Here is a 26,144-nt window from a genome sequence, read left to right on the forward strand (position 1 = left end):
GCGGCCACCGAACCATCCGCGTGGGAGCGTCGTAGCTGAACGCAGTACGACGAGAGGAAACCCATGGGGCAACGGGCAAGCAGTGCAGGGACATGGGTCGTCGTCGCCGGCTACTTCCTCGTGATGCTGGACACCACGATCGTGAATATCGCCCTGCCCCACCTCGGCACCGGTCTGTCAGTCTCACCGGGTGGCCTGGCGTGGATCATGGACGCGTACACGCTCGTGTTCGCCGCCCTGCTGCTGCCCGCCGGCAGCGCCTGCGACCAATACGGGGCGCGCCGCGTCTACCTGACCGGCATCGCCGTGTTCGCGCTCGCCTCGATCGCGTGCGCCCTGGCCCCGAACGCTGGCCTGCTCATCGCGTCCCGCGCGATCCAAGGCATCGGGGCGGCCGCGGTCGTACCGGCCACCCTCGCCCTGATCACCGAGCTCTTCACCGACCCCGCCGCACGAGCCACAGCGGTCGGACTGTGGGGCGCGGCCGGCGGCGTGGCCGCGGCGGTCGGACCGCTGCTCGGCGGCGTGCTCCTCGACGGAATCGGCTGGCGCGCCGCTTTCTGGGTCAACGTGCCCGTCGTCGTCGCCATAGCGATTGGCGCCCTCCGGTCTCTGCCCGCCCGTACCGCGAGACCGGGCCGGCTCGACGCGGCCGGTCAGATGCTGGCGATCCTGGCGCTGGCCGGGTTGACGTTCGCGATCATCGACACCGGCGACCACGGCCTCACCGCCCGTGCGGCCGCCGGGTTCGCTGTCGCGGTCCTGGCTGCAGTCGGGTTCGTGTGGCACGAGCGCCGCAGCCGGGCGCCGATGCTGCCACTGTCGATCTTCTCCGCGCCCGGATTCTCCACGGCGACGGTGGTCGGGTTCGTGCTGAACTTCAGCTTCTTCGGGCAACTGCTCGCACTCACCCTGTACATCCAGGACACCCGTGGCCTCGCACCCGCGATCGCGGGGCTCGTCATGGCCCCGCAAGCACTCGGCGCGATCATCGGCGCCCCGCTCGGCGGCCGCATCACCGCCGCACACACCCCACAGCGGGCGATGCTCACCGGCCTCGCGATCGGCACGGCAGGATTCGCGAGTCTGATGATCTTCGACACCTCTACCCCTTACCCGGTGGTGGCGATCCTGACATTCGTCGCAGGGCTGGGAATGGCGATCGCGATGCCCGCGGCGACCAGCGCCGCGGTCTCCGCCGCCCCGGACACCCTGACGGGGATCGCCGGAAGCGTGATCAACGCCGCCAGACAGACCGGCAGCGTCGTCGGCGTCGCCATGCTCGGCAGCCTCGCAACCGGGTTCGGCAACATCACCGGCTTCCGAGCCGCAGCCCTCGGCGCGGCGATCGCCTTCGCTCTCGGCCTCGCTCTCGTCCTCTGGAACGCCGTGAACAAGCAGTCGCTCTATTCCTGAAGGCGGAACCCTGCCTCGGTGTAGCGGCAGCGTCGGTTACGGCGTCGGCTCACCTGGTGGGTATGACGGTCTCGATGCGGGTGATGTCGGCTGGCGACGGCTATGAGTATCTCCTGCGCACCGTCGCCGCCGGTGACGGCGATCGTTCCCTGTCGACTCCGCTGACGAGGTACTACTCGGAGGAGGGCGCCCCTTCCTCCTCGTCACGCTGTTGCTCTTATCGGGAGGAGTGTCTTGGGTGGCGTTCAGAGACCCTGGTAGATGCTGGGGCCCATAACTGCGTAGACGATGATCGTGTAGACGACGCAGAGGACGAACACGATCGCCGAGACGATGAGCCCGGCGGCGGCGAGTTTACGCGGGCCGCCTGCGCACTTGCGCATGCCGATCCCCGCGACCACGGCACCGCCGGCGACGAGAATGGCGGCGAAGTGGGGTGTGACGATGCCGAGCACGATCGAGCAGGCAGCGATGATCAAGGCGGTGAGACCGTAGCCGCGGCTGCCGTTTCTGCGGTGCTCGGGTGTGGTGTCTTCGACGGGTGCGGACGCTGGGGCCATCGCATCGCCGGTCTCCTGCCAGAATCGGGCATTCGTCCCGGTGGCGTGCTGGTCGGGGTGCTGGGGCTGGTGAGGCGTGGACATGATCGACCTTTCTGAGGCATCGAAGGCGAGAACGTGTGCGCTCTCGCGGACAGAGGGCGGAGAGTTCAGGTTCGGGTGTCGCCGCGTTCGAGGATGGCGGTGTTCGCGGTGGTGAGGACGGCGGACAGGATGAGAGCGGCTCCGATGATGAGAGCGACGACAGGCCCGGTGACCTCCCCGGTGTCGGCGAAGGTGGAGGTGCCGAGCTGGGTGGCTCTGCTGACGGTGGCGTAGGGGCTGATGAAGATAGCCGGTGTCAGCTTGAGCACGAGCAGAAACGCGGAGATGCCCGCACCGACGAAGGCGACCGCGACGGGCGCGGCGAAGGAACGCATGAGCATCGAGAGCCAGGACTGCAGCACGGCGACCGGGAAGCAGGCCACGATGATGACGACCGCTGCGATCAGGTACTCGCCGGGCAGGAAGCCGGGCAACTGGAAGACGAGCTTGCCGAGCACGATGGTGGTCGCCACTGCGAGCACCTGCATGATCGCGGCCAGCATCCCAATGACAGTGGCTTTCGCCAGGACGATGCGTAGCGAGGACGTCGGCCCGCTCATGAGCGCGTTCCAGTTGCTGCCGCGGTGCTCGGCCCGCCAGATCAGTGAGGCGAGGATCGCGACGCCGACCGCGAGGGGGAACAGGCCGTAGAACACGATCGAACGCATCCAGAGCGTGTGCCAGCCGTCTTCGAGCGGGCGCCCGTCGATGAGGGTCATGACCGATCCGGAGACGACGAGGGTAATGGGAAGCAGGACGACGACGGCCCAACTCAGGGAGCGCTTGAGCTTGACGAGTTCTGCACCGATGGCGTTCACGTCAGGCCTCCTTTCGGTCAAACTGGCGGGTGAGGAGCAGGAACGCGACGCCCGCAATGACACAGAGCGCGGCGATGCTCAGATAGGCGGGCGTGACCGCGACGAGAACGCCGTCGACGTAGCCGGATGCAGTGGCCAGGGCGTAGTAGCCCCAGGGGGTGAGGTGGGAGATCCACGCGGGAACGGCGGTGCCGAACAGGGCGAGGATCGTTCCGAGCAGACCGATGCCGATGCCGACAAGCTGGTTCTCCACCCGTGCGGCGATGAGCGTATGCAGGGCGATCAATACGAGGTTGACTGCGAGCAGTGCCGCCGTGAAGCCGATCCATCGCCCGGCCGGGAACGGGGCCGTGATGCCCAGCAGCAGCCCGGCACCCGCGAGCAGCCCGCTGGTGACGACGGTGGCCCCAGCGACGAGGAGGCCGAGGGCGAGGAACTTCGCTCGGCACAACCCGCCGGGGGTGATGCCGGAGGTGGCCGACATGAGCCAGCCGTTGCCCTGGTGCTCGATATCGACCTGCCGGCTGGCGATCGCCGCGAGCAGCAGCGGCGCGGCCAGAGTGATACCCGACGCGGTGCCGCCGATGAGCGTGTTCCAGGAATCCTGCGTCGCACGGTCGAAGTCCGGGCTGCCCAGCGAGCTGAACAGGCCGATCCCGAGCATGATCACGCCCAGCAGCGCGATGAGCAAGCCGAGGTGCAGGTGCCGCATCTTCGCGAACTCGTTGCGCACCGCCGTCCCGTTCACAGTCCACCGCCCGCGGTCAGGCTCATGAAGATCTGCTCCAAGGTCTGTTCGTCGCGGCGCACGCCGTAGACGCCGATTCCCTCGCTGACGAGCGCGGCGACGACGCCCGCGGTGGTGCGGTCGTCAGCACCCGGCAGCCGTAGCGTCGAGTTCTCCAAGGTCGTCTGGTGGTGCCGCGCGAAGAGTTGCTGCGCCCGGCTGGGGTGTGTGCAGTCGATGAGCACATCCGGGGTCGCGGCAGAGAAGAGCTGGTCGCGGGTGCCTTGGAAGATCATCTGGCCCTGGCTGAGGATGCCCAGCATGGTCGCGGTCTTGTCGATCTCGCCGAGCAGATGCGAGGACACCATGACGGTGATCCCGCCCTCGGCGAGGCGGCGGAGCAGATCGCGGATCTCTTCAATGCCAGCAGGGTCCAGGCCATTCGTCGGCTCGTCCAAGATCAACAGCCTCGGTTGCCTCGCGAGCGCCATGGCGATGCCGAGGCGCTGCTTCATGCCGAGGGAGAACTCGCGGACTTTCTTGTCCATCTGGTTCTGCATCCGCACCGTGCGCACGGCGAAGTCGATCTGCTGGTCGTTCAACCCGAGCAGGCGCTGGGTGATGCGCATGTTCTCCCGGCCGGTGAGGTGCCCGTAGCCGGGAGGCGACTCGATCAGCGACCCGATCTTCCCGAGCAGTTCCCGACGGGTGCTCCGGTTCATCGGGCGGCCCATGATCTGCACCTGCCCGTTGCTCGGGCGGATCAGCGACAGCAGCATCTTCATCGTGGTGGACTTGCCCGAACCGTTCGGGCCGAGGAACCCGTAGACGCACCCTTCGGGAATGCGCAGGTCCAGGTCTTGGACGACGGTGCGGGAGCCGTAGGACTTGGTGAGCTTCTCGGTGGAGACGACGAGTGACATGACATCTACTCTCGCCAGAATCACGCGAGGAATCGTCTGCCTGGACGACTATCTTTCGCTACGCGTTCTGCTTATCCGCAGCCGGTCGCGTACTCGATCTGCTTACGTGCCGGTGCGGACGATCCCGATCTGATAGGCCATCACGACCGCCTGGACTCGGTCGCGCAGTCCGAGCTTCGCGAGGATGCGACCGACATGCACCCTCGCCGTGCTCTCGGCGATCACCAGACGCTCGGCGATCTCACCGTTCGACAGCCCCTGAGCGATGAGTTCCAGCACCTCGCGCTCTCGCGCCGTCAACTCGGAGATGCCCTCTCCATTCCAAGTGCGATCGTGAGCAGGGTGGGGCCGCTGTTCGGCGAAGCGATCCAGCAGACGACGGGTGGTGCTCGGCGCGACCACGGCGTCGCCATCATGGACATGCCGGATCGCCGCGACAAGCTCTTCCAATGGGGCGTCCTTCAGCAGAAACCCGGAGGCGCCGGCCTGAATCGCGTCGTAGGCGTACTCGTCCAGATCGAACGTGGTCAGCACCAGCACCCGCGGGCCGTCTTTCTCGCGGATGCGCCGGGTCGCCTCCACGCCGTCCATGCGAGGCATCCGCACGTCCATCAGCACCACGTCCGCCTCGACTGTGCGCAGCAACTCCAACGCGGTGTCGCCATCGTCGGCATCGCCGACGACTTCGAACTCGGGACGGCTGCTCAGCACCATCCGGAAGCCCGCCCGATACAGCTCCTGGTCATCGACCAACACCAGCCGAATCGTCATCCCGCACCACCTCCCAGGGGCAACGTCGCGTGCACTTCATAACCGCCGCCCGGACGAGGGCCGGCGCGCAGCGCGCCTCCGTAGGCGTCGACGCGCTCGCGCATCCCGACCAGGCCGTGCCCTCCACCCGCCCCGGCCGGCACAGCGGCGGGCTCGCGTCCGTCATCAGTGATGATGAGGTCCACTGCATCGGGTCGGTAGGTCACGGACACCTTCACCAAGCTCAACAGCGGCCCGCCGTGCTTGCGCGCGTTCGTCAGCGCCTCCTGCACGATCCGGAACGCGGCCAGATCGAGACCCGACGGCAGCTGCACCGGCACGCCCGCAGTTGAGACATCGACCCGCAACCCCGTCGCACGCACCTCCGCCACCAGCCGATCCACCTCGCCCAACCCGGGCTGCGGCGAACGACCTGTGGGATCAGCGGTGCGCAGGACCCCGAGCATCCGCCGCATCTCGTTCATCGCGTCACGGCCGGTGTCGCGCACCTGCGCCATCGCGACCCCCGCCTGCTCGGGGTCTGCAGTCGCCGTCTGCGCGGCGCCGTCGGCCATTACCACCATCGTGCCCAGGCTGTGCGAGACGATGTCGTGGATCTCCCGGGCGATCCGTGTCCGCTCCTCTGCGGCCGCGATCGCTGCCTGCGCATCCCGTTCCCGCGTCAACTGCTCGGCACGTGCCTGCAATGCTTCGAATCGTTCGCGTCGTCCACGGAGGAGGCGCCCCACGAGTGCAACGAGGACGTAGGCGAGCATCAGCATCCCGATCTCGCCGACGCGCGCACGATCGTCCCGCACCACCGGAATACCGGCGAGCACCGTCCATCCTGCCGTCAGTACGACGGCTGGGATCAGCAGTCTCCAAGTTCCCCACGAACCGATCGCGTACAGCATGAACCCCAGCACGGTCACCGAGGCCGGCGCGAGCCCGATCCCGATGGCGACCTGCGCCGCCGCTGCGGTGAACATGCCAGCAAAAGTCCACGGGAGCGACCGGTGCCGGAACAGATAGAGCACGCAGATCGCAAGCGACAGCACCAGTGCGGTTACGAACATCAGCGGCGTGAACTCGCCGCCTACCAGCATGGAGACAAGGAACAGGAGGTCGTAGGCGAACACCAGTATCGCAACTGCTGCATCGATGAGACGTCGATAAGCCCACGCCCAGCCCTGAGACGTAGACGCTTCGTGACTAGCGTCGAGAGTCGTCCTGGCTACCATGCTGTCCAAGGCTAGCGTTCAAGGCTGGACATCAGAGGGGACGAGACCGCGCCACCGACGGAACGCCGTCCAGAGATAGGCGCCGCCTCGGCTCGTGCTGGCCGGGTTCACCTGGTGGGCATGACGGTGTCGATGCGGGTGATGAGCGCGGGCGATGGGTACAAGTATCTGTTGCGTACGATCGCTGCCGCCGACGGCGATAGGTCGCTGTCGACGCCGTTGACGAGGTACTACACGGAGGAAGGAACCCCGACTTCAAGCTAGCCGCGACTGAGCCTCCCAGTCCGGTGAGCGCACCCCTCGTGACGTCCCTCGCCGGGAAGATCACCTGCCCGGTGTACGACGACCGTCATTCGCAGCGCCCAGCCGGCGCGGCTCATCGTCTGATCGTCGTCGGCCAGACGTCTGTTCCGCGAGCAGATCCGCCTGAGTCAACCCCAGCCCGGAGCGCCTCATGAGCTGCCACACGTCTTTCAAGAGAGGCCTGCCGCGTCAACCTAAGTTGACACGTCGGGGATCGTCCGCGTCACCGATGCGAGATGCCGACGGTTCACCTGGCCTACATGACGGTTTCCATGCGTGTGATGTCGGCCGGCGACGGCTACCAGTACCTCCTGCGCACGGTCGCCGCGGGCGATGGCGACCGCTCGCTGTCCACGCCGTTGACGAGGTACTACACGGAAGAGGGAACTCCTCCCGGCTCTTGGATGGGCTCGGGCCTGCCATACCTCGGTACTGGCGAGCTCGCCGAGGGCGGGCAGGTGTCCGAGGCGCAGCTTCAGCTCCTGGTCGGCATGGGCCGCGATCCGATCACGGGCGAGGCCTTGGGTGAGGCGTACCGGCAGTACGCGAGTGTGCAGGAGCGCGTCGACAAGCGCGTCGCCGGCCTCGACCCCGAGCTGGGGCCGGTCTCGCGTGCACAGCAGGTCGCGGCGATCGAGGCGGAGGAGGCCGAGCGCGGCACCCGCCGGGCGGTCGCCGGCTATGACTTGACGTTCTCGGTGCCGAAGTCTCTGTCGGCGCTGTGGGGAGTTGCGGACGCGGGCACGCAATCCCTGATTGCGGACGCGCATCATCAGGCGGTTGCAGAGGTGATCGCGTTCCTCGAACGAGAGGTCGCGACCACCCGCGTGGGTGCCGCAGGCCCCGAGGGGGCGGTCGCCCATGTCGATGTCGCCGGTGTCCTCGCAACCGCGTTCGACCACTACGACTCGCGCAGGGCAGACCCGCAGTTGCATACGCACGTGGTTGTGAGCAACAAGGTGCTGACGGTGCAGGACCAGAAGTGGCGCACTCTCGCCGGGCGGCCCGTGCATGCCTCGGTCGTCGCTCTGTCCGAGCTCTACAACGCGACCCTTGCCGACCGGATCACCGGCACGTTCGGCATCGAATGGGAAGCCCGGGAACGCGGCCGCGACCGCAACCCGGCATGGGAGCTCGCCCCTGTGCCGGAGGAGCTGGTGACGGAGTTCTCCTCACGGACCCGGCAGATCGAGGAGGAGAAGACCCGACTGATCGACGCCTACGTCGAGAAGCACGGCCGGGAGCCGTCGGCGACGACCGTGGTGAAGTTGCGGGCGCAAGCGACGCTCGCCACCCGCCCGGAGAAGCAGGCGCATTCCCTCGCCGACCTCACCTCCGAATGGCGGAACCGTGCCAGTGCCCTGCTCGGTGAGGATGCGACCGGCTGGGCGCGCACGATCACCGCGATCGGGGAGCCGGCGGCCTTGTTGCGTGCCGACGACGTGCCGTTGGACACGATCGCCGATCTCGGCCGCTCGGTCGTCGCGATGGTGGGTGAGAAGCGTTCGACGTGGCGGAGATGGAACCTGCACGCCGAGACTTCCCGGCAGCTCATGGGTGTCCGGTTCGCGTCCGCGGAGGATCGGGAGGCGATCACCGCGATGGTGACCGACGCCGCCGAGGATGCGTCGCTGCGGCTGACCCCGCCGGAGCTGGCGTCGAGCCCGCTGTTGTTCCGCCGCCCGGACGGGTCGAGCCGGTTCCGTCACTCGGGGGCGGTGCTGTATTCGACGGAGGAGCTGCTGGCGGCAGAAGACCGTCTCCTCGACCGCTCTCACACGACGACTGGACCGACCGTCGACCTCGCGACAGTGGAGCGGATCACGAGCAGACCCGACATGGAGGGCCGCCGCCTCGGGGCGGATCAGGCCGAGGCGTTGCAGCGCATCTGCGTCTCGGGTCGGGTCGTGGACGTGTTGGTCGGGCCGGCAGGTGCGGGCAAGACGACGGCGATGAGCGCGTTGAAGCGGTCGTGGGAGAAGCAGCACGGCCGCGGCTCTGTGGTGGGGCTTGCTCCGTCGGAGAACGCGGCGCAGGTGCTCGGTGTGGAGTTGGGCATCGAGACCGACAACACGGCCCGTTGGTGGCAGATGCATCTCTTCCAGGGACGCACGTTCGAACGAGGGCAGCTTGTGATCCTCGATGAGGCATCGCTGGCGGGCACCGGCTCGCTCGACCGCATCACCGGCCTCGCCGAACAAGCCGGCGCGAAGGTGCTGCTCGTGGGCGACTGGTCGCAGTTGCAGGCGGTCGACGCCGGCGGCGCGTTCGGGATGCTCGTGCACGACCGCGATGACGCCCCGGAGCTCACCGACGTGCATCGGTTCTCCGCCCGGTGGGAGAAGACGAACTCCCTGAACCTGCGCCACGGCCGCACGAGCGCGATCGACACCCTCATCGAGCACCAGCGCGTGCGCGGCGAGGACCTGGAGGAGATGGTCGACGCCGCCTACGCCGCCTGGCGGCACGACACCCAGAGCGGTCGGGCGTCGATCCTGCTGGCCGAATCGCGGGAGACGGTCACGCAGCTGAACGAGCGTGCCCGCGCCGACCTCATCATGGAGGGCGCGATCACGCCGGGCCGGGAGGTCGACCTGCACGATGGCACGTCCGCCTCGCCAGGAGACCGGGTTATCACCCGCGAGAACAACCGGCGTCTGCGATCCAAGAACGGGAGAGCCTGGGTGCGCAACGGCGACCGGTGGACGATCACCGCCGTGGGCGAGGACGGGTCGATCACCGTCCGCCCGGAGGGGCGACGCTTCGGCGGGTCGATGGTGCTCCCCGCTGCGTATGTGGCCGAGCAGGTCGAGTTGGGGTACGCGATCACCGGGCACCGTGCCCAGGGGGTGACGGTCGACACCTCGCACGTGATCACCACGGCGACGACGACGCGGGAGAACTTCTACGTCGCGATGACCCGCGGCCGGCACGGGAACTTCGCCTACGTCGCCACCGACACCACAGACGACGCGCATGTCGCCCCGCACCCTTCCGAGAACCCGGACGCGACTGCCCGTACCGTCTTGTACGGGGTGCTGCAGCACGTCGGGGCCGAGCTGTCCGCGCACGAGACGATCACCGCCGAGCAGGAACGGTGGGGGTCGATCGGACAGCTCGCCGCGGAGTACGAGACCATCGCCCAAGCCGGCCAGCACGACCGCTGGGCGACCCTCCTCGAAGTCTCCGGCCTCACCGAGAGGCAGGTCGACGTGGTGCTCGGCTCCGACGCCTACGGTGCCCTGTCTGCCGAGCTGCGCCGGGCCGAGGCGAACCATCACGACCTCGACGAGCTGTTCCCCAGGTTGGTGCGGGCGCGGGGATTCTCCGATGCCGACGACATCGCCTCCGTCCTGCACCACCGGCTCACCCGCGCCACCGCCCGGCCCGCAGGTTCCGGGCGCACCCGGCAGGCACCGCGGCTCATCGCCGGCCTCATCCCGTATGCCTCCGGCGTCACCGACCCCGAGATGCACCGCACCCTCGTGGAGCGGGAAGACCTGATCGAACGCCGCGCGGTCGCGGTCCTCGACCGCGACACGAACGAGGGCGCACCGTGGACGGCCGCGCTCGGAACAAAGCCGGCAGACGCGCGGACGGCGCAGCGGTGGCGCCGGGCCGGGCAGGTCGTCGCGGCCTTCCGCGACCGCTACCAGATCACCGACGACCAGCCCCTCGGCGCAGGTGGAGGGTCGGATGCGCAGAAGATCGACGCCGCCCGCGCCGCCGCCGCGCTCAACCGGGCGAAGCAGCTCAGCCAGCGGGCCCCGGACACCGAGCAGCCGGACCTCACGGTGGAGGCCCGGCAGGGACGCACGCTCTGAGCAGCGAACCCTGGGGATCAGAGGGAACGGCCGGGCCGCTCCTGATCGAGGGCATCGAGGTCCAGTCCGGAGCTCAGACCCTGGGCTCGTGCCGGAGCCTGCTGCCGGCCGGTCGTGAGGGCGGCGAGGTTGTGGGAGCCGGTGACGAGGGTAGCGGTGCCCTCACTGAGTAGCAGATGCGTGCCGGTGCTCGCCGCGGACGTGATCGGGCCGGGCACTGCCCCGACGCCACGGCCGAGCGCGTGTGCTTCGCGGGCGACGTTCAGCGCGCCGGATCGTGCCCCGGCTTCCACGATCACCGTCGCCGAGGACAGCGCCGCGAGGAGTCGACCGCGGGCGATGAACCGGTGCCGGGTCGGGGTCGATCCCGGTGGCATCTCGCTCATCACCAGCCCCAGATCGGAGACCCGTTCGAGCATGTCGCGATGCCCCGCGGGATAGAGGCGGTCCGGGCCGCTGGCCATCACCGCGATCGTGTCACCATCGGCTGCCAGCGCCCCATGATGTGCGGCGCCGTCGATGCCGTAGGCGCCGCCGGAGACGACGATCTGCTCGGCCATCGACGCATCCGCGGCGAGCTCACCGGCCACGTGATCCCCATAGGCGGTTGCGGCCCGAGACCCGGTGATCGTGACCCGCGCATCGCGCCGGCTCGCGAGGAACGAGGTCGCACCTCGCGCCCACAGCACGTAGGGGGCGCGTTCTCCCAGCGCGTCGACCGAGACCGGCCAGTGCGCATCACCGGGGATCAGCGGCGTATACGAACCGTCGAGGACGTGCGCCAGATCGTTCTCGAAGCCGACCCGCGAGCCGGCCTGCTGGACGGTGTGGTGCAGGATCGCCGCTTCCTCGGGCCGGACGCCGGGCATCGGACCGCCCGCATCGAGCAGCCGAAGGGTCTCGATGCCGCCTTCGCGTCGCAGCAGGCGGCCGATGTTGGTGTCATCGGGCTCGACGATCATCGAGAGCATCACGCGGGCCGTCCGCTCATCGCGGGCATAGTCAGCCAGAGAAACCATGATCGGGTCCTTCCACTCGCAGGCACTACCGACCAGGTGCACCGGCACCACGATGAGACCTTCCACTCCGTCCGGTGCCGGCGTAAACTAGGAGGTGAAGCGCAGGCTTCCAATCTGTAGGGTCCTTCGGGATCGCCCCCTTCCAGGGGCCACCACCAACACGCCGCTTCGATCATTCGACCGTGTTGAAGGAGGCCCACGATGTTCCTCAGCGACCGCGTCCGACGCCGCTGGCGTCAGAGCGAGAACACCGCCCAGAACCTGGAAGAGACCCGCCGGTTCTTCCCGACGAACCGCATCCGCGATGCCATCTACACCCGCCGCGGACTCAAATGGGGCGTTCCCGCGATGCTGCTCGCAGCGCCCTACATCGGGGCCTGCAAGTTCCTGAGCGACTTCATCGACCAGGCAGGCTCCGAGTGGGGATGGCTCCACCTGGTCGTCCTGCTGTGCGCATGGAACGCGCTCAAAATGCTCTGGCTCGGCCCGATGAGCCTCATCGCCCTCGCCCGCGTCCGACACCGCGAGCACGTCCAGCGCCGCAACGCCTGCCGGCGCGCGGCAGCATCGAGCGAGCAGGCCGACGTGGACCTAGCACTGACGGGAGGCGCATCATGACCACCCTGATCTACCGACGCAGCGCGGTCCACAATCTGCAATGGCTGGACGATCAGGAGATCCACTGCCGCCAGTACGCACGCGAGCTCGGGCTGACCGTTGATGGGTCCTACTACGACATCGGACGCATCGGCGACGGCCTTGCCACCGTGCTCGACCTCGCCCAGCAGGAAGAGGTCAGCGCGGTCATCGTCAATGACCTCGCACGTCTCGGGGAGAAGATGGACGATCACCTCGCCACGGTGCGGCGCCTCCACGAGGCCGGAGTGACGATCCACGTCGCGAACGAGAAGACCACTGACATGCGAGGTGGGCTCGACTGAACAGTCCTCAGTCCCCGGCGTCTGGCCCCGCTCCCGACCCGCAGGGAGCGGGGCTCGCTCTGTCTACCGCACCTGCGGCACGGCTGGGCAAGGGCGTTGTGCCAGTAACTCGCACCGTGTCCACGGCCTGTGGGATGATGTGGTGGAGACCTCCAGGAGGAGAACTGACGTGCCGGTAGCGGGTCAAGACTAGTAGGAAAGGGACGAAGTGCATGGCTGATTCGTCATCTAAGAAGCCCATGCGACCGCCTTTTCCAGTTGAGGACATATCCCTTGATCTGATTGACCTTGATTTACGGAACTCTCGTTTCCCGCGAGACGCTCAATCGCAGACCGATGCATTCGAGTTGATGTTGAACACCGCTGGTGATGACTGCCTCGACATGCTCAGGGATTTGACCCGGTCTGGGCGTATGAATAGTTCTGACACCCCGATCGTTGTAGCTCGCGATGGACGTTACGTGATGATGGAAGGCAATCGACGTCTAACGTGTCTCCGGCTATGGGCTAAACCTGCGCTGCTAAGCCAGGATGAATCGTTGGAGAAACAGTACCTTTCTCGTATAGAACGACTGATCGAAGATAGCGCTTACGCTCCGCCAGCAGTGTTGCGGGTGGCTGTAGCGCCGGATGAGGCGGACGCGGACGTCTGGATCGAGAGAAAGCACACGGGTGGCGCGGGCGGTGCAGGCACCGTTGAATGGGGCGCTGCTATGAAGGACCGTCGACGAGCGCGAAACGATCCGGCTAAGGCTTCTCGCGCTATGGCATTCGTTGAGCTGGTGTCCGGCGAGTATGCCGAGGAGCCGGACGTGCTTGTAGCTCTCGAGACGGTCCGTAGTGCCCGCTACACGTTCATCCAAAGATTTGTGGATCGCAGCGTTGTTCGGGACATGATCGGTCTTGAGTTTTCGGAAGGGAAGATGACGTTCCGTCACGGCGCCGAGCTTTCCCTGCCAATCATCCGACAGGTACTCACAGATTTCGCGCAACCGAAGGCTGAATCTGGTAAGACATGGGCGCGGGAACTGGATACAGTCGACGACTTCCGCGAGTACCTCAACAAGTATTCACATCTCCTTCCAGGCATGGGAGATGCGGGTACCAAGGCCGCTGACGATGCCGGCCAGGACACACCGGGGCCAGCCGGATCGACGAGTGCTGGTTCAAGCGGAGATAGAGGCTCACCAACGAATGGCGAGGGCTCAGGAGGCGGCAGTCAGAGCCGTGGGAACGGCCAGGCTGAGGCCAATGATCCACGACCTCCGCGGCCGACGCGGGGCCGGGAGCACATCCTTCGGGGGGTCGTCCTAGACAAGTTCACGCCGCGTATTCAGGAGATGGTGCGCCAGACATCATTGCTTAGCGTGCAGCGCCAAAACGAGACAGTCTCGGTGATGCTGCGAGTCATCCTTGACCTCACTGCCTATCAGTTCCTCATGTCGCATGGTCAGCAAAATGTGCCCAAGGACCTTGATAAGAGAATCAAGAGCTCCATCAAGATAATTGACCCACAGGCATCTGATGCGCTCGGCACCGCCGAGGCTACGCCGCCGCTTCGTAAGGCGTTTCACGACACGACTCCCGACAGCATTAGGCTTGCTCAGTACGCAGTGCACGACATTCACAGCGGCAGGACCCCTGCGGAAGTTCTGACTTTGGCAGATCGCTACGCTCCGGTCCTCGTTGAAATGAATGCCCATATGGGGAGCACGCCGATCCAATGAGGTATCTGTCACCACTTCGATACCCAGGGGGGAAAGCCAGACTCGCGCCTTATCTCGCAAGGCTCATTACTGCCCAAGACCCTGAGCCGCGTCAGTATGCGGAACCGTTTGCCGGAGGAGCGGGCGCGGCTCTGCATCTCTTGCACGACGGGGTCGTAGATAGAATCCACCTGAACGACCTGAACCCCGGAATAGCAGCATTTTGGCGGGCTTCATTAGATTTCCCGAACCAGTTTTGCCGGGAGATTCAGTCCGTTCCTTTAACTATCGACGAATGGCGTCGGCAGGCTGAAATATATGCCTCTCCCGCAGGCCGTGAGGATTTTGAGCTTGGCTTCGCTACCTTCTACCTGAATCGAACGAACCGTTCGGGAATCCTCGATGCGGGGCCGATCGGCGGATTTGAACAGCTTGGCAAGTGGAAGATTGATGCGCGATTCAATCGAGAATCACTCTCGTCAAGAGTCCAGGCTATTGCAGATATGCGTCATCGTATCTACGTCACCGAATATGATGCACTAGATTTTCTAGGCTCGATTCAAGACGTCTCGACTGACGTTTTCGTCTACGCAGATCCTCCGTACCTCGTTCAGGGTGAAGGCCTTTACCTGCACGCATTCGATGCGGAAGCGCACCTAGAACTTGCGAGGGTTCTAGCGAGCGCCCGATTCCCTTGGATTCTCACTTACGACGATGACCCACGTATTACGAATCTGCTCTACAGCGGTGGCAGGTGCGCCACTTTCGATATCGCCCATACTGCTCATCGCCAACACGTGGGAACGGAAGCCGTGATCTACTCCGAGAGCTTGGTCGTTCCGGACCTAGAAATCACCGCAGGTAGAGTCGCCCGATGGACCGCTTAGCGCCATCGTGTGCCGTCCTGGGGTAGGTCCGTTGGTTCTACGACGGATCTTCATCCGAAGTGCCCGGCTCATCTCTCCCGGCCGTGGCTATCCCTAAGCGAGACACCAGCACGCAATAGATGCGTGCGCACAGTGCCCGCGTTGAAGCCAAGCCGCGCACCGACCCTCGCCAGCGACTCGCCCTGCTCGTAGTGGCGGGCCATCTCAAGCGCCTGTTCCGGCGAAGGAGCCTGGCGACGGATCACGACCCCATGCTCGCGCAAACGATCCGCAAGACGCGACCTGCTCACGCCCAGTTCGTGCGCGACCTGGCGCAACGTCTCGCCGTTGCCGTATCTGCGCCCTGCCTCGTCCAGCATCTCCGCTGTCAACCGCGGCACAGGGACAGGCAGTCGCTCCGCGAACTCCTGAGAGACCACCGCTGGTCTGCGCCGCCGCCGGATCGCGCGATGCGCCGAGATCACCAACTGTAAGGATGGGGCGAGGTTAGAGCACTGTCGCGCTACCTCCACTCGAGTAGTTTTGAGACAGCACTCGTAGAACGAAGGCTCCGAACCGATTGCGGTTCGGAGCCTTCGTCGTCTGCGCCGGCGATGAGCGGTACCGAAGGGTCGGCAGAGAACGCCGGCTCATCCGTCATGGAACGTGTCATCGTCGATGTCCGGAAGGCACTGCTAGAGTCGACGCGTGACATCGCAACGTTGGCAGGACATCATGGAATGGCCGCTCATCACCACGGCGGTGATCTTTCTCGCCGCGTACAGCTGGCAGGTCATCGGAGAGCCGACCGGGCGAGCCGGAGACATCGCCTACGGGATAGTGTTCGCCTCCTGGCTCGTCTTCATCGTCGACTACGCCGTCAATCTCATCCTCGCGCAGCGACGGTGGGAGTGGTTCGTCCATCATCTCTTCGAACTCGTCGTCATCGTCCTCCCGCTGCTGCGTCCCCTGCGCGTGCTCAGAGCGATCACCGTTCTGCACGTTCTCAATCGGACGATCGGGACTGCGGTTCGGGGCCGGATCCTCATCTACACCGCCTCGGCGTCGGCGCTGCTCGTCTATGCCGCCTCGCTGGCCGTGCTCGATGCCGAACGGCACACGGACTCTGCGATCAACACGATGGGAGACGCCATCTGGTGGTCGTTCGTGACCATCACGACTGTCGGCTACGGCGATATGACACCTGTCACCGGAGTGGGAAGGACGCTGGCGGTGTGCCTCATGCTCGGAGGCATCGCGCTGCTCGGTGTCGTCACGGGAACGCTCGCCTCATGGATCGTTGAGAAGGTCTCGACGAACGTCGACGAGAACCAAGCGGCGACGGTCGCCCACGTTCGCCGACTCGAGGACAGGATCAGCGAACTCACCCGCAGTCTCGACGTTGTCGCAGAGCAGATCGGCGGTGAATCGGCAGCAACCAGACATTCGGAGGAGATGAGGACCGGACGGTCGACAGAATAGGGTTCTCCCCACTGTCGGCGCGAAACGGGAATACGTTAGTCTGAGATGCTGTTGACACTTTCGTCTGCGCGTCGATTCGGCATCTGCGTGCGACCTCCGCCCACACCCCGGGCCATTCAGACACATCCGAACGGAGCACCGTCTTGTCCAGCGACAGCTCACCCGCACAGGCGCAGACACAGCATAGCGACACCATCGACCCGGCCGGCATGCGAGTCATCTGGCTGCTGCTCGTGGCTGCCTTCGTAGCCATTCTCAATGAGACGACGATGGCCATCGCCATCCCCGAGCTCAACAAGGCCCTCGGCATCCCTCCGGAGCTCGGCCAGTGGCTGACCAGCGCGTTCATGCTCACCATGGCCGTCGTCATCCCGACGACCGGTTTCCTCCTCCAGCGCTTCACCACGCGTCAGATCTTCTTGGCCGCGATGATCCTGTTCTCCACCGGCACGCTCATCTGCCTCGTCTCGCAGGGGTTCGTCCTGCTTCTCATCGGACGCATCGTCCAAGCCGCAGGAACCGGCATCATGATGCCGCTGCTGATGACGACGATGATGAACGTCGTCCCGGCACACTCACGGGGTCGGATGATGGGACGGGTCGGTCTCGTCATCTCTCTGGCCCCGGCCATCGGACCGACGATGTCCGGCATCGTCCTCGATTCGCTCGGCTGGCGCTGGCTCTTCGGAATCATCCTGCCCATCGCGCTCATCGCACTGGCACTCGGCGCGAAGTGGATGACCAACCTCGGCGAGTCGACTCACGCCCCCATCGACATCGTCTCCATCATCCTGTCCGTGTTCGCCTTCGGCGGCATAGTCTACGGCCTCAGCCGGTTCGGCGGCGGCCACGGCGGTGAGGCAGGCGGCGGATCGACGAGCACCCTGGCATGGGCGACGATCGGCGGCGGAGTCGTCTTCCTCGCCCTCTTCGTGTGGCGCCAACTGGTGCTGCAGAAGGGCGATCGCGCCCTGCTCGACCTGCGCGTGTTCAACTCGCGCAACTACGTCTTCTCGGTCATCATCATGGCCATCGTCGCACTGTCGATGTTCGGCACCTTCTCTCTGCTGCCGCTGTACCTGCAAAGCGTCGTCGGCCTCGGCGCCACCCAGTCGGGTCTCGTGCTCCTGCCGGGGTCCGTGCTCATGGGCCTGCTCGGCCCTGTGATGGGTCGGATCTACGACGCCCGCGGGCCCAAGACGCTGCTCGTGCCCGGCACGATCATGATCGCGTCCTCGATGTTCGCGTATTCGACGGCCGGTGTGGGAACGCCGATCTGGCTGCTCATCATCATCCAGATCGTCATGTCCCTGGGCCTGGCGGGTTCGTTCACTCCGCTCTTCTCCGCGTCACTGGGGTCGTTGGACCGCCACCTGTACTCGCACGGTTCGGCCGCGCTCAACACCCTGCAGCAGGTTGCGGGAGCCGCCGGAACCGCGCTGCTCATCTCGATCTACTCCGCTGCATTGCATGCCGGCCAGGCCGACGGCAAGTCCGTCCCCGAGGCGGGAGCCCCCGGCGGGCACGCCGCGTTCCTGCTGGCGACGGTCATCGCGATCGTCCCCGTCGTCCTCGCGTTCTTCATCCGCAAGCCAGAGGATCAGGAAGACTATCCCGCCGAGGTGGTCGAACCGACCGAGGCCAGCCCCGCCGAATGACGGTCGGCCCATGACAGCGGCCGACTGAGGCACATCGAACCCCTCGTTCCGAAATTCCCGGAACGAGGGGTTCTGTCGTCGGGCGCGTAGGTGATCGGGGGTCCCGACCTTGGTACGGTGGCCTCATGACCTCCTCTGTGCCCTCAGATCCGACATCCTCGACCGAGATCCAGTCGGACGTGAGGGTCCGCGGTGCCAGGGAACACAACCTGCGCAACGTCGATCTCACCGTGCCTCGGGATGCGCTCGTCGTCTTCACCGGAGTGTCCGGATCGGGCAAGTCCTCCCTGGCCTTCGGCACCCTCTTTGCCGAGTCCCAACGCCGCTACCTCGAATCCGTGGCACCGTATGCCCGCAGGCTCATCGACCAGGCAGGGGTCCCCGACGTTGATTCGATCACCGGAATGCCGCCGGCCGTCGCCCTGCAGCAGCAGCGCGGCGGGCGCAGCGCACGTTCGAGCGTCGGCAGCGTCACCACGGTGTCCAGCCTCGTGCGCATGCTCTACTCACGGGCGGGGCAGTACCCGGAGGGGCAGTCGATGCTGTTGGCCGAGGATTTTTCGACGAACACCGTCGAAGGTGCCTGCCCGGAATGCCACGGAATCGGCCGCGTCTACGAGGTGCCCGAGGACAAGATGGTCCCGGATCCGACGCTGACGATCCGGGAGCGCGCCATCGCTTCCTGGCCAAAGGCCTGGCACGGCCACCAGCTGCGCGATACCGCCGTGGCCCTCGGCTTCGACGTCGACGTCCCCTGGCAGGACCTGCCGAAGGCCGACCGCGACTGGCTCCTCTACACCGAGGAGACCCCGCACCTTCCCGTCCATTCCCGGCTGACGCTGGCCGAAGCGCGCGAAGCGATCGCAGCAGGCGCCGAACCGACCTATTCGGGAACCTTCGTCGGAGCCCGGAAATACGTGCTCGACACGTTTGCGAACACGAAGAGTGCCGGGATGAAACGGCGCGTCGCCGAATTCCTCAGTGCCGGTACATGCCCGGTGTGCCATGGAAAGAAACTCAGACCTGACGCTCTGTCGGTGACGATTGCCGGTCTCGATATCGCCGAATTCTCCGCGCTTCCGCTGCACGAACTCATGTCCGTCCTCCGCGATGAGGTCGCCTCGGCGAAGGCGGCTACGGAGGCAGACGACCACCCGGCGGCGGACAAGCTCGCCGCATTCGTCCGCCTCGGCGAGGGTCTCATCGATCGGCTCCGGCCGATCGTCGACCTCGGGCTCGGGTACCTCTCGCTCGATCGGACCACACCGACGCTGTCCGGAGGTGAGCTGCAGCGGCTGCGATTGGCCACCCAGCTGACCTCGGACCTCTTCGGCGTCGTCTACGTGCTCGACGAACCCTCCGCCGGCCTCCACCCGCAGGACGTCGATGCCCTGCTGGGCATCCTCGACGGGTTGAAGGACCGCGGGAACAGCCTCTTCGTCGTCGAACACTCCGTGGACATCATGCGCCATGCCGACTGGCTCGTCGACATCGGGCCCGGCGCCGGCGAACGCGGCGGAGACGTCCTCTACAGCGGACCTACGGCCGGACTTGCCGAGATCGACGAATCCGTGACCAGGGGCTATGTCTTCGGCGGACGCAGACTCGAACCCCACGAACCCCGACAGCCGCGAGGCTGGATGCGCCTGGAGAACATTCGCCGCAACAACCTCCTTGACATCAGCCTCGATCTGCCGCTGGGCTCGCTGACCGCCGTGACCGGAGTATCGGGATCGGGCAAGTCCAGCCTCGTCAGCCAAGTGCTCCCGGCCGTCGTCGGCGACCGACTGGGCACCGCCACCACTGCTGACGAACCAACGTCCGATGACGACGGGCTGCTGCTCACCGACGAACCCGAGGAACTAGAGGGCACAGTCACCGGGGAACTCACAGGGATCCGACGGGTGGTGAGCATCGATCAGAGGCCCATCGGTCGCACGCCCCGGTCCAACGTCGCCACCTATACGGGTCTGTTCGATCATGTGCGCCGCCGCTTCGCCGAAACCCCCGAGGCCCGGGAACGCGGATACAAACCCGGCCGCTTCTCGTTCAACGTCGCCGGTGGACGTTGCCCCACCTGCGAGGGTGAAGGATCTGTCATGGTCGAGCTGCTGTTCCTGCCCTCGGTCTACACCGAGTGCCCCGACTGCCACGGCACCCGCTTCCAGTCGAGCACCCTGGAGATCCTGTGGCGCGGACGCACCATCGCCGAGGTGCTGGCCATGAGCGTCGAGGAAGCCCACGACTTCTTCACCGGCGAATTCGACATCATGCGCTCCCTGACCGCCCTCATCGACGTCGGCCTCGGCTACCTGCGCCTCGGCCAACCCGCCACCGAACTCTCCGGCGGTGAGGCGCAGCGGGTCAAACTCGCCAGCGAGCTCCAGCGCTCCCAGCGCGGTGACACCCTCTACGTCCTCGACGAACCCACCTCCGGACTGCATTGTGCGGATGCCGACCGGCTCGTCGCACACCTGCAGACCCTCGTCGACGCCGGCAACACGGTCATCATGGTCGAACTCGATATGCGCGTCGTGGCCGTCGCCGACCACGTCGTCGAACTCGGCCCCGGCGCCGGTGACGACGGCGGTCGGGTCGTGGCGACCGGCACCCCCGCCGACATCGTCGATGCCGGAGCGGGCCCCTCCGCGAAATACCTCGCCGCGGCACTCTCCGAACTCCGGTGATCTGAGGCACACGACTTCATCTCAGCGGGCCGTGAGATCCCCAGAAACAAGCGGATCCCGGCACCTTTCGCAATTGTTGGAGGCGTCTAAGTCTCAGTTGTGCGTAGACACACCCGATTCGCGGCGGGAAGTCTTGAAGCATGCCCACAGCAATCCTTCGCCGTTTCGCAATCTGCCTGCTCATCGCCGCACCCGCCGTGGTGCTGCGAATCAGCGGCATCGAACTCGCCCCGGTCCTCGAGCTCCTCGCCTTCGGCGCCGCCATCGTCGCGGCCGCCTTCCTGCTGGCCTGGGCCGCCGAGGCGGCGCAGAAGGACATCTCGGGAGCTCTCGCGATCGCCCTGCTCGCCCTCATCGCGGTCCTCCCCGAATACGCCGTGGACCTCTACTACGCGTTCCGATCCGGATCGGATCCGGACTACCTGCACTTCGCGGCGGCGAACATGACCGGATCGAACCGTCTGCTCCTCGGCTTCGGCTGGCCGCTCGTCGTCATCATCGCCCTGCTCGTCGCGCGCCGCATGGCCAAACGGACGAAGTCACCCGTCCAACATTCCCTGCGTCTCGACTCGGGCAGCCGGATGGATATCGGCTTCCTCGTCATCCTCGGCGTGATCGCCTTCGCCATCCCGCTGCTCGGCAGCATCCCCATGTGGTTCGGCATCGGGCTCGTCCTCATCTTCGCCGCTTATCTGTGGCGGGCCGGACAGGCCGCGGGAGATGAAGACGAGGAGTTCGTCGGCGCCGCGGCCCTCATCGTCGCCATGCCGCAGAAGGCCCGCCGGATCACAGTGGTCACCATGTTCGTCGTCTCAGCCGCGATCATCCTGCTCTCGGCCGAACCGTTCGCCGAGGCACTCGTGGCCTCGGGTGAGCGCCTCGGGATCGACAGCTACTTCCTCGTCCAGTGGCTGGCCCCGCTGGCCTCGGAAGCACCCGAGTTCATCATCGCCGCGATGTTCGCCGTCCGCGGCATGGGCGGGGCCGCCATCGGCACGCTCATCGCCTCGAAGGTCAACCAGTGGAGCCTGCTCGTCGGCTCCCTGCCGATCGCGCACTTCGCCGGTGGCGGCGGCCTCGGGCTGCCCCTGGACGGGCGGCAGATCGAGGAGTTCACGCTCACGGCCACGCAGACCATCCTCGGCGTCGCGATCATCCTGGCTCTGCGCTTCCACTGGGCACCCGCGCTGGGAATCGCCGCGCTCTTCGGACTGCAGTTCTTCGTCACCGATACGTCCGGGCGCTACATCCTCTCCGCGATCCAGGCGGTGCTGGCGATCGTGTTCCTCATCCTCCACCGGGGTGACATCCTGCCCACCCTCGCCGCTCCGTTCCGCCGTCCCCCGCAGGAGGGTCCGGAGGATCCCGTGTCGGGCGACCTCGCCGAGGCGGCCCCCACCGACCACGGATCCGACGTCCGAACCCCGGAGGCCGGATCCGCCGTGGCGGCCGATCGGGCACAGGCCGATGCGTAGAATGAGGTCCATGCCGCGCCCTGCAGTGACCCGGATGGTCGAGGACTACGTCACCCTCATCTGGAAGGCCTATGAGTGGCCGGGCGGTCGACCGACCACCACGGAGATGGCCGAGCAGCTGGCTGTGACCGCCTCGACGGTGTCGGCGAATCTCAAGAAGCTCGCCCGCGACGGTTATATCGACTACGAACCCTACGGACAGATCGTGCTGACCGATGCCGGGCGGGAGATCGCGGTGGCCATCGTCCGCCGCCACCGGATCGTGGAGACCTACCTCGTCGAGGCGCTCGGACTGAGTTGGGATCAGGTCCACGAGGAGGCCGACCGTCTCGAACATGCTGTGTCCGATCTCGTGCTCGAGAGGATGAACGCGGTGCTCGGCGATCCGGACCGTGACCCGCACGGCGATCCGATCCCCGATACCCAGGGTCAGATGACGTCGGTGCCGAGTCGGCGGCTGGAAGAGACGACCCCGGGTGTCGAGGTCGAAGTGGTGCGGGTGTCCGACCGGTCCCCGGAGCTGCTGCGCTTCCTCACCGAGCGGGGAATCGTCATCGGTGCCCGCCTGACGGTGAGAACGGTCAGTTCAGCGGTTTCCTCGATCGCTGTCGACATCGCCGGGGAGAGCATCGAACTCGCCCTCGATGCCGCCGGCGCGATCCGCGTCGGTCCCGTCAGCAGCTGATTCCTTTCAGAGGTAAGGTGGCTTGTGAGGTGAAGTCGGAAGTCTGAAAGGCGCACATGCGCGAGGAACGCACTACCGAAAACAGCTTCGCTCTGACGCGGCGGAGCGTGAACGCTGTCATCGCTGTTCTGGTGTTCGTGGCCGGTGGAATCTGCTACTCGTTCTATCTGGCAGAGCACATCAGCGAGAACACGGTTGTGACTCTGAGCAATGTGCACGACCTGTCTGATGCTCTCCTGGCACCGGTCCTCACATGCATGATCATGCTGTTGTGCACGGACAGAACACTCGGACGGTTCTTGGGCTATACCTACCTGGTGTTCGTGGCTGTCGGGATCGCCGCGTCGTACGCCAACGCACTGATCTTCGATCAGTTCGGTTTTACGCAGTACGAGATTCTTCCCCGAGTGTTGTACACAGTGCCGATAGAGTTGGTGCTGTTCACGGTACTTGCCGCACTGTTCATTTCCGGAGAGGCCATTGTGCGTGAAGTGTCTTCCAGACAGAGACGTCGGAACTCGCGGCGGCGGACTACAGCACCTTATTGAGGAAGGATTTCGTCCGCTCTGACTTCGGGGTCTTGAAGATCTCGTCGGGAGTGCCTTCTTCGACGATGACACCGCCGTCCATGAACAGCACCCGATCGGCGACCTCGCTGGCGAAGCCCATCTCGTGGGTGACGACGACCATGGTCATCCCCTCGTTCGCCAGCTGCTTCATCACGGCGAGGACTTCACCGACGAGTTCGGGATCAAGGGCACTGGTCGGCTCATCGAAGAGCATCATCTTCGGTTCCATCGCCAAGGCCCGAGCAATCGCCACCCGCTGCTGCTGGCCGCCGGAGAGCTGCGCCGGATAGGCATCTGCCTTGTCACCGAGCCCGACCTTGTCCAGCAGCTTCAGAGCCCGGTCACGGACCGCCTCGGTGCTCAGGCTGCGGACTTTCAGAGGCGCCAAGGTGATGTTCTCGAGCACGCTCATATGCGGGAAGAGGTTGAACTGCTGGAAGACCATGCCGATCTCCGTGCGCACCTCATTGATGTTCGTCTGCTTGTCGGTGAGGCTCTTGCCGTCGATGACGACCTCACCGTTCGTGATCTCTTCGAGCATGTTCAGACACCGCAGGAACGTCGACTTTCCAGAACCGCTGGGTCCGATGACGCAGACGACCTCCTGCGGTTCGACATCACAGTCGATGCCCTTGAGCACCTCGTTGTCGCCGAAAGATTTGTGCAGATCAGCTACGTGGATGATCATCAGTGAGTCAGCCTCTTCTCCATGATGTTGAGAACCTTCGACAGGGTCAGCGTGATGACCAGATAGAAGATCGCGACCGTGGTGTAGATTTCGACCGCATTGAAGTGGTTGGACGCGACCAGACGACCCTGGAAGATGAGCTCGGGCACCAGGATGACCGACAGCAGCGAGGTGTCCTTGATGCTGATGATGAACTGGTTGCCCAAGGGCGGGATCATCCGCTTGAAAGCCTGCGGCCAGATGACATACCGCATCGTCAGATGCTGGGACAGACCGAGCGACCGGCCCGCCTCCATCTGGCCCTTCTCCACCGACTGGACGGCGCCGCGGACGATCTCGGCGATATAGGCCCCGGAGTTCAGCCCGATGACGATGATGCCCGCCGTCAGCGAGGGGATGTTGAAGCCGATGATGAGCGGCAGGGCGAAGTAGATCCAGATCGCCTGGACGAGCACCGGAGTGCCGCGCAGCAGTTCGACATAGGCCGTCGAGATCCCATAGACGATCTTGCTGCGCGAGATCCTGCCGAGACCGAAGATCGCACCGAGGACGAATCCGATGATGAGACCGACGACGGAGACGAGCAGCGTGTAGTAGAGGCCCTGCAGCAGGGCCGGGATGTAGTCGATGACTCCGAGCCAGTCGAAGCGGGCTAAGCGGGACATATCTTCCTTCCACAGGACTGCGGGCACGGGATGCTTCCCCTGCCCGCAGTCCGCTGTGTGCTCACAACTGGGATGTCAGTCTTCTGCCGGCGGCTCTTCGCCGAACCACTTCTTGTACATCTCCGCATACGTGCCGTCTTCCTTGATCGTCGCCAGTGCTTCGTTCACGGCCTTGACGAGGTTCGGATTGTCCTTGGAGATGGCGATGCCGTAGTCCTGGGCTTCCAGCAGGTCACCGACCATCTTGAGCTTGTCCTCACCCTCTGTGCGGATGTAGTAGGCGACGTTCGGCTGGTCGTAGAGAACCGCATCTGCGCTGCCGGACTCGACAGCGAGGTAAGCCTGATCGAGCTGCTCGTAGGTCTTCGCCTCCGCGCCCTTGATGTTGTCCTCGATATAGGCGGCACTCGTCGAACCCAGACGGGTCGCGACCGTCTTGCCGTCGAGGTCATCGACGCTCTTGATGTCGTCGTTGTCCGTGGGCACACCGAGGATGAGGCCGGACTTGTAGTACGGATCGGAGAAGTCGATCGTCTGTTTGCGCTCGTCGGTGATGCTGATTCCGGCCACAGCCAGATCGAAGGACCCGGTCTGGAGTCCCGGGATGATGCCGTCGAAGTTCGTCACTTCCTGCTTGAGCTCGAACCCGGCCTCATCGGCGACAGCGGTGATGAGGTCGATGTCGAAGCCGACATACTTGCCGTCTTCCTTGAATTCGAAGGGAACGAATGACGTATCCGTGGCATAGGTGTAGGTGTCCTCGAGTGGCGCATCTTCATCGCCGCCCCCGGAGGAACAGGCTGAGAGTCCGGCCGTCAGGGCCAGAGAAGCCGCGATCGCAATTCCCGAGTAGAGCCGCTTTCTGACGTTCACTTCTGCCTCACATTCAAAAACATCCATTGGTCTTTAAGAATTTTCACAGTATGCCGGGCCCCAGAGGGAGTCAAAGGGTCCCTCGCCTCTTTTCCGGTGCTGTAACCGTTTCTGCCCCATCACCGACGTCCATGCAGGCAGAGAAACGGATGCAATGTTGAGAGGTGTGATTCGGATCATCGTT

23 protein-coding genes are annotated in these 26,144 nt (G+C 65.3%); 12 read left to right on the forward strand and 11 right to left on the reverse strand.

The window, feature by feature from the left end:
- Nucleotides 1-63 precede the first annotated feature (63 nt).
- Nucleotides 64-1,416, forward strand: coding sequence for an MFS transporter (locus ACTIIH_RS02995; protein WP_441450367.1), 1,353 nt, complete (start codon nt 64-66; stop codon nt 1,414-1,416).
- Between the two features lie 245 nt (nt 1,417-1,661).
- On the opposite strand, the gene ACTIIH_RS03000 is transcribed toward ACTIIH_RS02995, so the two are convergent.
- The 6 genes from ACTIIH_RS03000 to ACTIIH_RS03025 all read right to left on the reverse strand — a co-directional run bounded on the left by ACTIIH_RS03000 (nt 1,662) and on the right by ACTIIH_RS03025 (nt 6,417).
- Nucleotides 1,662-2,060: a hypothetical protein gene (locus tag ACTIIH_RS03000; protein WP_190247122.1), complete on the reverse strand. Its 399-nt coding sequence runs from the start codon at nt 2,058-2,060 to the stop codon at nt 1,662-1,664.
- Nucleotides 2,061-2,125: 65 nt separating this feature from the next.
- Nucleotides 2,126-2,878: an ABC transporter permease gene (locus ACTIIH_RS03005; protein WP_190247123.1), complete on the reverse strand. Its 753-nt coding sequence runs from the start codon at nt 2,876-2,878 to the stop codon at nt 2,126-2,128.
- A gap of 1 nt (nt 2,879) precedes the next feature.
- A complete protein-coding gene (locus tag ACTIIH_RS03010; RefSeq protein WP_441450368.1) occupies nt 2,880-3,626 on the reverse strand; it encodes an ABC transporter permease in 747 nt (248 codons plus the stop codon).
- Nucleotides 3,623-4,528 (reverse strand): ATP-binding cassette domain-containing protein, encoded by a 906-nt coding sequence (locus tag ACTIIH_RS03015; protein ID WP_190247125.1) that lies wholly within the window; start codon nt 4,526-4,528, stop codon nt 3,623-3,625. The genes ACTIIH_RS03010 and ACTIIH_RS03015 overlap by 4 nt, the downstream gene beginning before the upstream one ends.
- Before the next feature lie 102 nt (nt 4,529-4,630).
- Entirely contained in the window at nt 4,631-5,299 is a 669-nt protein-coding gene (locus tag ACTIIH_RS03020; protein WP_441450369.1) for a response regulator, read from the reverse strand.
- Complete coding sequence (locus ACTIIH_RS03025; RefSeq protein WP_441450370.1) at nt 5,296-6,417, reverse strand: sensor histidine kinase; 1,122 nt, start codon at nt 6,415-6,417, stop codon at nt 5,296-5,298. The genes ACTIIH_RS03020 and ACTIIH_RS03025 overlap by 4 nt, the downstream gene beginning before the upstream one ends.
- Nucleotides 6,418-7,082: 665 nt before the next feature.
- On the opposite strand from ACTIIH_RS03025, the gene mobF reads away from it, so the two are divergent.
- The gene (gene mobF / locus ACTIIH_RS03030) at nt 7,083-10,646 is read left to right on the forward strand and encodes a MobF family relaxase (RefSeq protein ID WP_441450371.1); all 3,564 of its coding nucleotides are present in this window, start codon (nt 7,083-7,085) and stop codon (nt 10,644-10,646) included.
- A 17-nt stretch (nt 10,647-10,663) separates the two neighbouring features.
- Here mobF and ACTIIH_RS03035 read toward each other — a convergent pair whose 3' ends face one another.
- A complete protein-coding gene (locus tag ACTIIH_RS03035; protein WP_441450372.1) occupies nt 10,664-11,665 on the reverse strand; it encodes a DNA-processing protein DprA in 1,002 nt (333 codons plus the stop codon).
- 201 nt (nt 11,666-11,866) lie between these two features.
- On the opposite strand from ACTIIH_RS03035, the gene ACTIIH_RS03040 reads away from it, so the two are divergent.
- The 4 genes from ACTIIH_RS03040 (at nt 11,867) to ACTIIH_RS03055 (ending at nt 15,199) form a co-directional block, all read left to right on the forward strand.
- Complete coding sequence (locus ACTIIH_RS03040) at nt 11,867-12,283, forward strand: hypothetical protein (RefSeq protein WP_441450373.1); 417 nt, start codon at nt 11,867-11,869, stop codon at nt 12,281-12,283.
- Nucleotides 12,280-12,606: a recombinase family protein gene (locus ACTIIH_RS03045; RefSeq protein WP_441450374.1), complete on the forward strand. Its 327-nt coding sequence runs from the start codon at nt 12,280-12,282 to the stop codon at nt 12,604-12,606. Before ACTIIH_RS03040 ends, ACTIIH_RS03045 begins: the two co-directional genes overlap by 4 nt.
- 212 nt (nt 12,607-12,818) lie before the next feature.
- Nucleotides 12,819-14,333 carry a hypothetical protein gene (locus ACTIIH_RS03050; protein WP_441450375.1) on the forward strand — a complete coding sequence of 505 codons (1,515 nt, stop codon included), beginning with the start codon at nt 12,819-12,821 and terminating at the stop codon, nt 14,331-14,333.
- Nucleotides 14,330-15,199 carry a DNA adenine methylase gene (locus tag ACTIIH_RS03055; protein ID WP_441450376.1) on the forward strand — a complete coding sequence of 290 codons (870 nt, stop codon included), beginning with the start codon at nt 14,330-14,332 and terminating at the stop codon, nt 15,197-15,199. Before ACTIIH_RS03050 ends, ACTIIH_RS03055 begins: the two co-directional genes overlap by 4 nt.
- 68 nt (nt 15,200-15,267) lie before the next feature.
- Here the strand turns inward: ACTIIH_RS03055 and ACTIIH_RS03060 are convergent, their stop codons facing one another.
- Entirely contained in the window at nt 15,268-15,558 is a 291-nt protein-coding gene (locus tag ACTIIH_RS03060) for a hypothetical protein (protein WP_441450377.1), read from the reverse strand.
- A 328-nt stretch (nt 15,559-15,886) separates the two neighbouring features.
- On the opposite strand from ACTIIH_RS03060, the gene ACTIIH_RS03065 reads away from it, so the two are divergent.
- The 6 genes from ACTIIH_RS03065 to ACTIIH_RS03090 all read left to right on the forward strand — a co-directional run bounded on the left by ACTIIH_RS03065 (nt 15,887) and on the right by ACTIIH_RS03090 (nt 23,713).
- On the forward strand, nt 15,887-16,660 hold the full coding sequence (locus tag ACTIIH_RS03065) for a potassium channel family protein (RefSeq protein ID WP_219618108.1): 774 nt from the start codon (nt 15,887-15,889) through the stop codon (nt 16,658-16,660).
- A 209-nt stretch (nt 16,661-16,869) separates the two neighbouring features.
- Nucleotides 16,870-18,318, forward strand: a complete 1,449-nt coding sequence (locus tag ACTIIH_RS03070; protein ID WP_441450454.1) for an MDR family MFS transporter — start codon at nt 16,870-16,872, stop codon at nt 18,316-18,318.
- A gap of 125 nt (nt 18,319-18,443) precedes the next feature.
- Complete coding sequence (locus ACTIIH_RS03075) at nt 18,444-21,005, forward strand: excinuclease ABC subunit A (RefSeq protein ID WP_441450378.1); 2,562 nt, start codon at nt 18,444-18,446, stop codon at nt 21,003-21,005.
- 140 nt (nt 21,006-21,145) lie between these two features.
- Nucleotides 21,146-22,480 (forward strand): sodium:proton exchanger, encoded by a 1,335-nt coding sequence (locus ACTIIH_RS03080; RefSeq protein ID WP_441450379.1) that lies wholly within the window; start codon nt 21,146-21,148, stop codon nt 22,478-22,480.
- A gap of 10 nt (nt 22,481-22,490) precedes the next feature.
- Complete coding sequence (locus ACTIIH_RS03085) at nt 22,491-23,165, forward strand: metal-dependent transcriptional regulator (protein ID WP_441450380.1); 675 nt, start codon at nt 22,491-22,493, stop codon at nt 23,163-23,165.
- Between the two features lie 56 nt (nt 23,166-23,221).
- Nucleotides 23,222-23,713 carry a hypothetical protein gene (locus ACTIIH_RS03090; protein WP_441450381.1) on the forward strand — a complete coding sequence of 164 codons (492 nt, stop codon included), beginning with the start codon at nt 23,222-23,224 and terminating at the stop codon, nt 23,711-23,713.
- On the opposite strand, the gene ACTIIH_RS03095 is transcribed toward ACTIIH_RS03090, so the two are convergent.
- The 3 genes from ACTIIH_RS03095 to ACTIIH_RS03105 form a co-directional block, all read right to left on the reverse strand.
- Complete coding sequence (locus ACTIIH_RS03095; RefSeq protein ID WP_441450382.1) at nt 23,697-24,422, reverse strand: amino acid ABC transporter ATP-binding protein; 726 nt, start codon at nt 24,420-24,422, stop codon at nt 23,697-23,699. The genes ACTIIH_RS03090 and ACTIIH_RS03095 overlap by 17 nt on opposite strands.
- Complete coding sequence (locus ACTIIH_RS03100; protein WP_441450383.1) at nt 24,422-25,087, reverse strand: amino acid ABC transporter permease; 666 nt, start codon at nt 25,085-25,087, stop codon at nt 24,422-24,424. The genes ACTIIH_RS03095 and ACTIIH_RS03100 overlap by 1 nt, the downstream gene beginning before the upstream one ends.
- 75 nt (nt 25,088-25,162) lie before the next feature.
- A complete protein-coding gene (locus ACTIIH_RS03105) occupies nt 25,163-25,960 on the reverse strand; it encodes a transporter substrate-binding domain-containing protein (RefSeq protein WP_441450384.1) in 798 nt (265 codons plus the stop codon).
- Between the last annotated feature and the right edge of the window lie 184 nt (nt 25,961-26,144).

This window comes from Brevibacterium sp. (assembly GCF_052105255.1).
Taxonomy (GTDB): Bacteria; Actinomycetota; Actinomycetes; order Actinomycetales; family Brevibacteriaceae; genus Brevibacterium; species Brevibacterium linens_B.

Coding starts and splice junctions, on each gene's coding strand:
- ACTIIH_RS03050 (WP_441450375.1), top strand. CDS start 12,819: ATGGCTGATTCGTCATCTAAGAAGCCCATGCGACCGCCTTTTCCAGTT.
- ACTIIH_RS03045 (WP_441450374.1), top strand. CDS start 12,280: ATGACCACCCTGATCTACCGACGCAGCGCGGTCCACAATCTGCAATGG.
- ACTIIH_RS03055 (WP_441450376.1), top strand. CDS start 14,330: ATGAGGTATCTGTCACCACTTCGATACCCAGGGGGGAAAGCCAGACTC.
- ACTIIH_RS03090 (WP_441450381.1), top strand. CDS start 23,222: ATGCGCGAGGAACGCACTACCGAAAACAGCTTCGCTCTGACGCGGCGG.
- mobF (WP_441450371.1), top strand. CDS start 7,083: ATGACGGTTTCCATGCGTGTGATGTCGGCCGGCGACGGCTACCAGTAC.
- ACTIIH_RS03095 (WP_441450382.1), bottom strand. CDS start 24,422: ATGATCATCCACGTAGCTGATCTGCACAAATCTTTCGGCGACAACGAG.
- ACTIIH_RS02995 (WP_441450367.1), top strand. CDS start 64: ATGGGGCAACGGGCAAGCAGTGCAGGGACATGGGTCGTCGTCGCCGGC.
- ACTIIH_RS03000 (WP_190247122.1), bottom strand. CDS start 2,060: ATGTCCACGCCTCACCAGCCCCAGCACCCCGACCAGCACGCCACCGGG.
- ACTIIH_RS03035 (WP_441450372.1), bottom strand. CDS start 11,665: ATGGTTTCTCTGGCTGACTATGCCCGCGATGAGCGGACGGCCCGCGTG.
- ACTIIH_RS03015 (WP_190247125.1), bottom strand. CDS start 4,528: ATGTCACTCGTCGTCTCCACCGAGAAGCTCACCAAGTCCTACGGCTCC.
- ACTIIH_RS03075 (WP_441450378.1), top strand. CDS start 18,444: ATGACCTCCTCTGTGCCCTCAGATCCGACATCCTCGACCGAGATCCAG.
- ACTIIH_RS03080 (WP_441450379.1), top strand. CDS start 21,146: ATGCCCACAGCAATCCTTCGCCGTTTCGCAATCTGCCTGCTCATCGCC.
- ACTIIH_RS03070 (WP_441450454.1), top strand. CDS start 16,870: ATGCGAGTCATCTGGCTGCTGCTCGTGGCTGCCTTCGTAGCCATTCTC.
- ACTIIH_RS03040 (WP_441450373.1), top strand. CDS start 11,867: ATGTTCCTCAGCGACCGCGTCCGACGCCGCTGGCGTCAGAGCGAGAAC.
- ACTIIH_RS03020 (WP_441450369.1), bottom strand. CDS start 5,299: ATGACGATTCGGCTGGTGTTGGTCGATGACCAGGAGCTGTATCGGGCG.
- ACTIIH_RS03100 (WP_441450383.1), bottom strand. CDS start 25,087: ATGTCCCGCTTAGCCCGCTTCGACTGGCTCGGAGTCATCGACTACATC.
- ACTIIH_RS03085 (WP_441450380.1), top strand. CDS start 22,491: ATGCCGCGCCCTGCAGTGACCCGGATGGTCGAGGACTACGTCACCCTC.
- ACTIIH_RS03060 (WP_441450377.1), bottom strand. CDS start 15,558: ATGCTGGACGAGGCAGGGCGCAGATACGGCAACGGCGAGACGTTGCGC.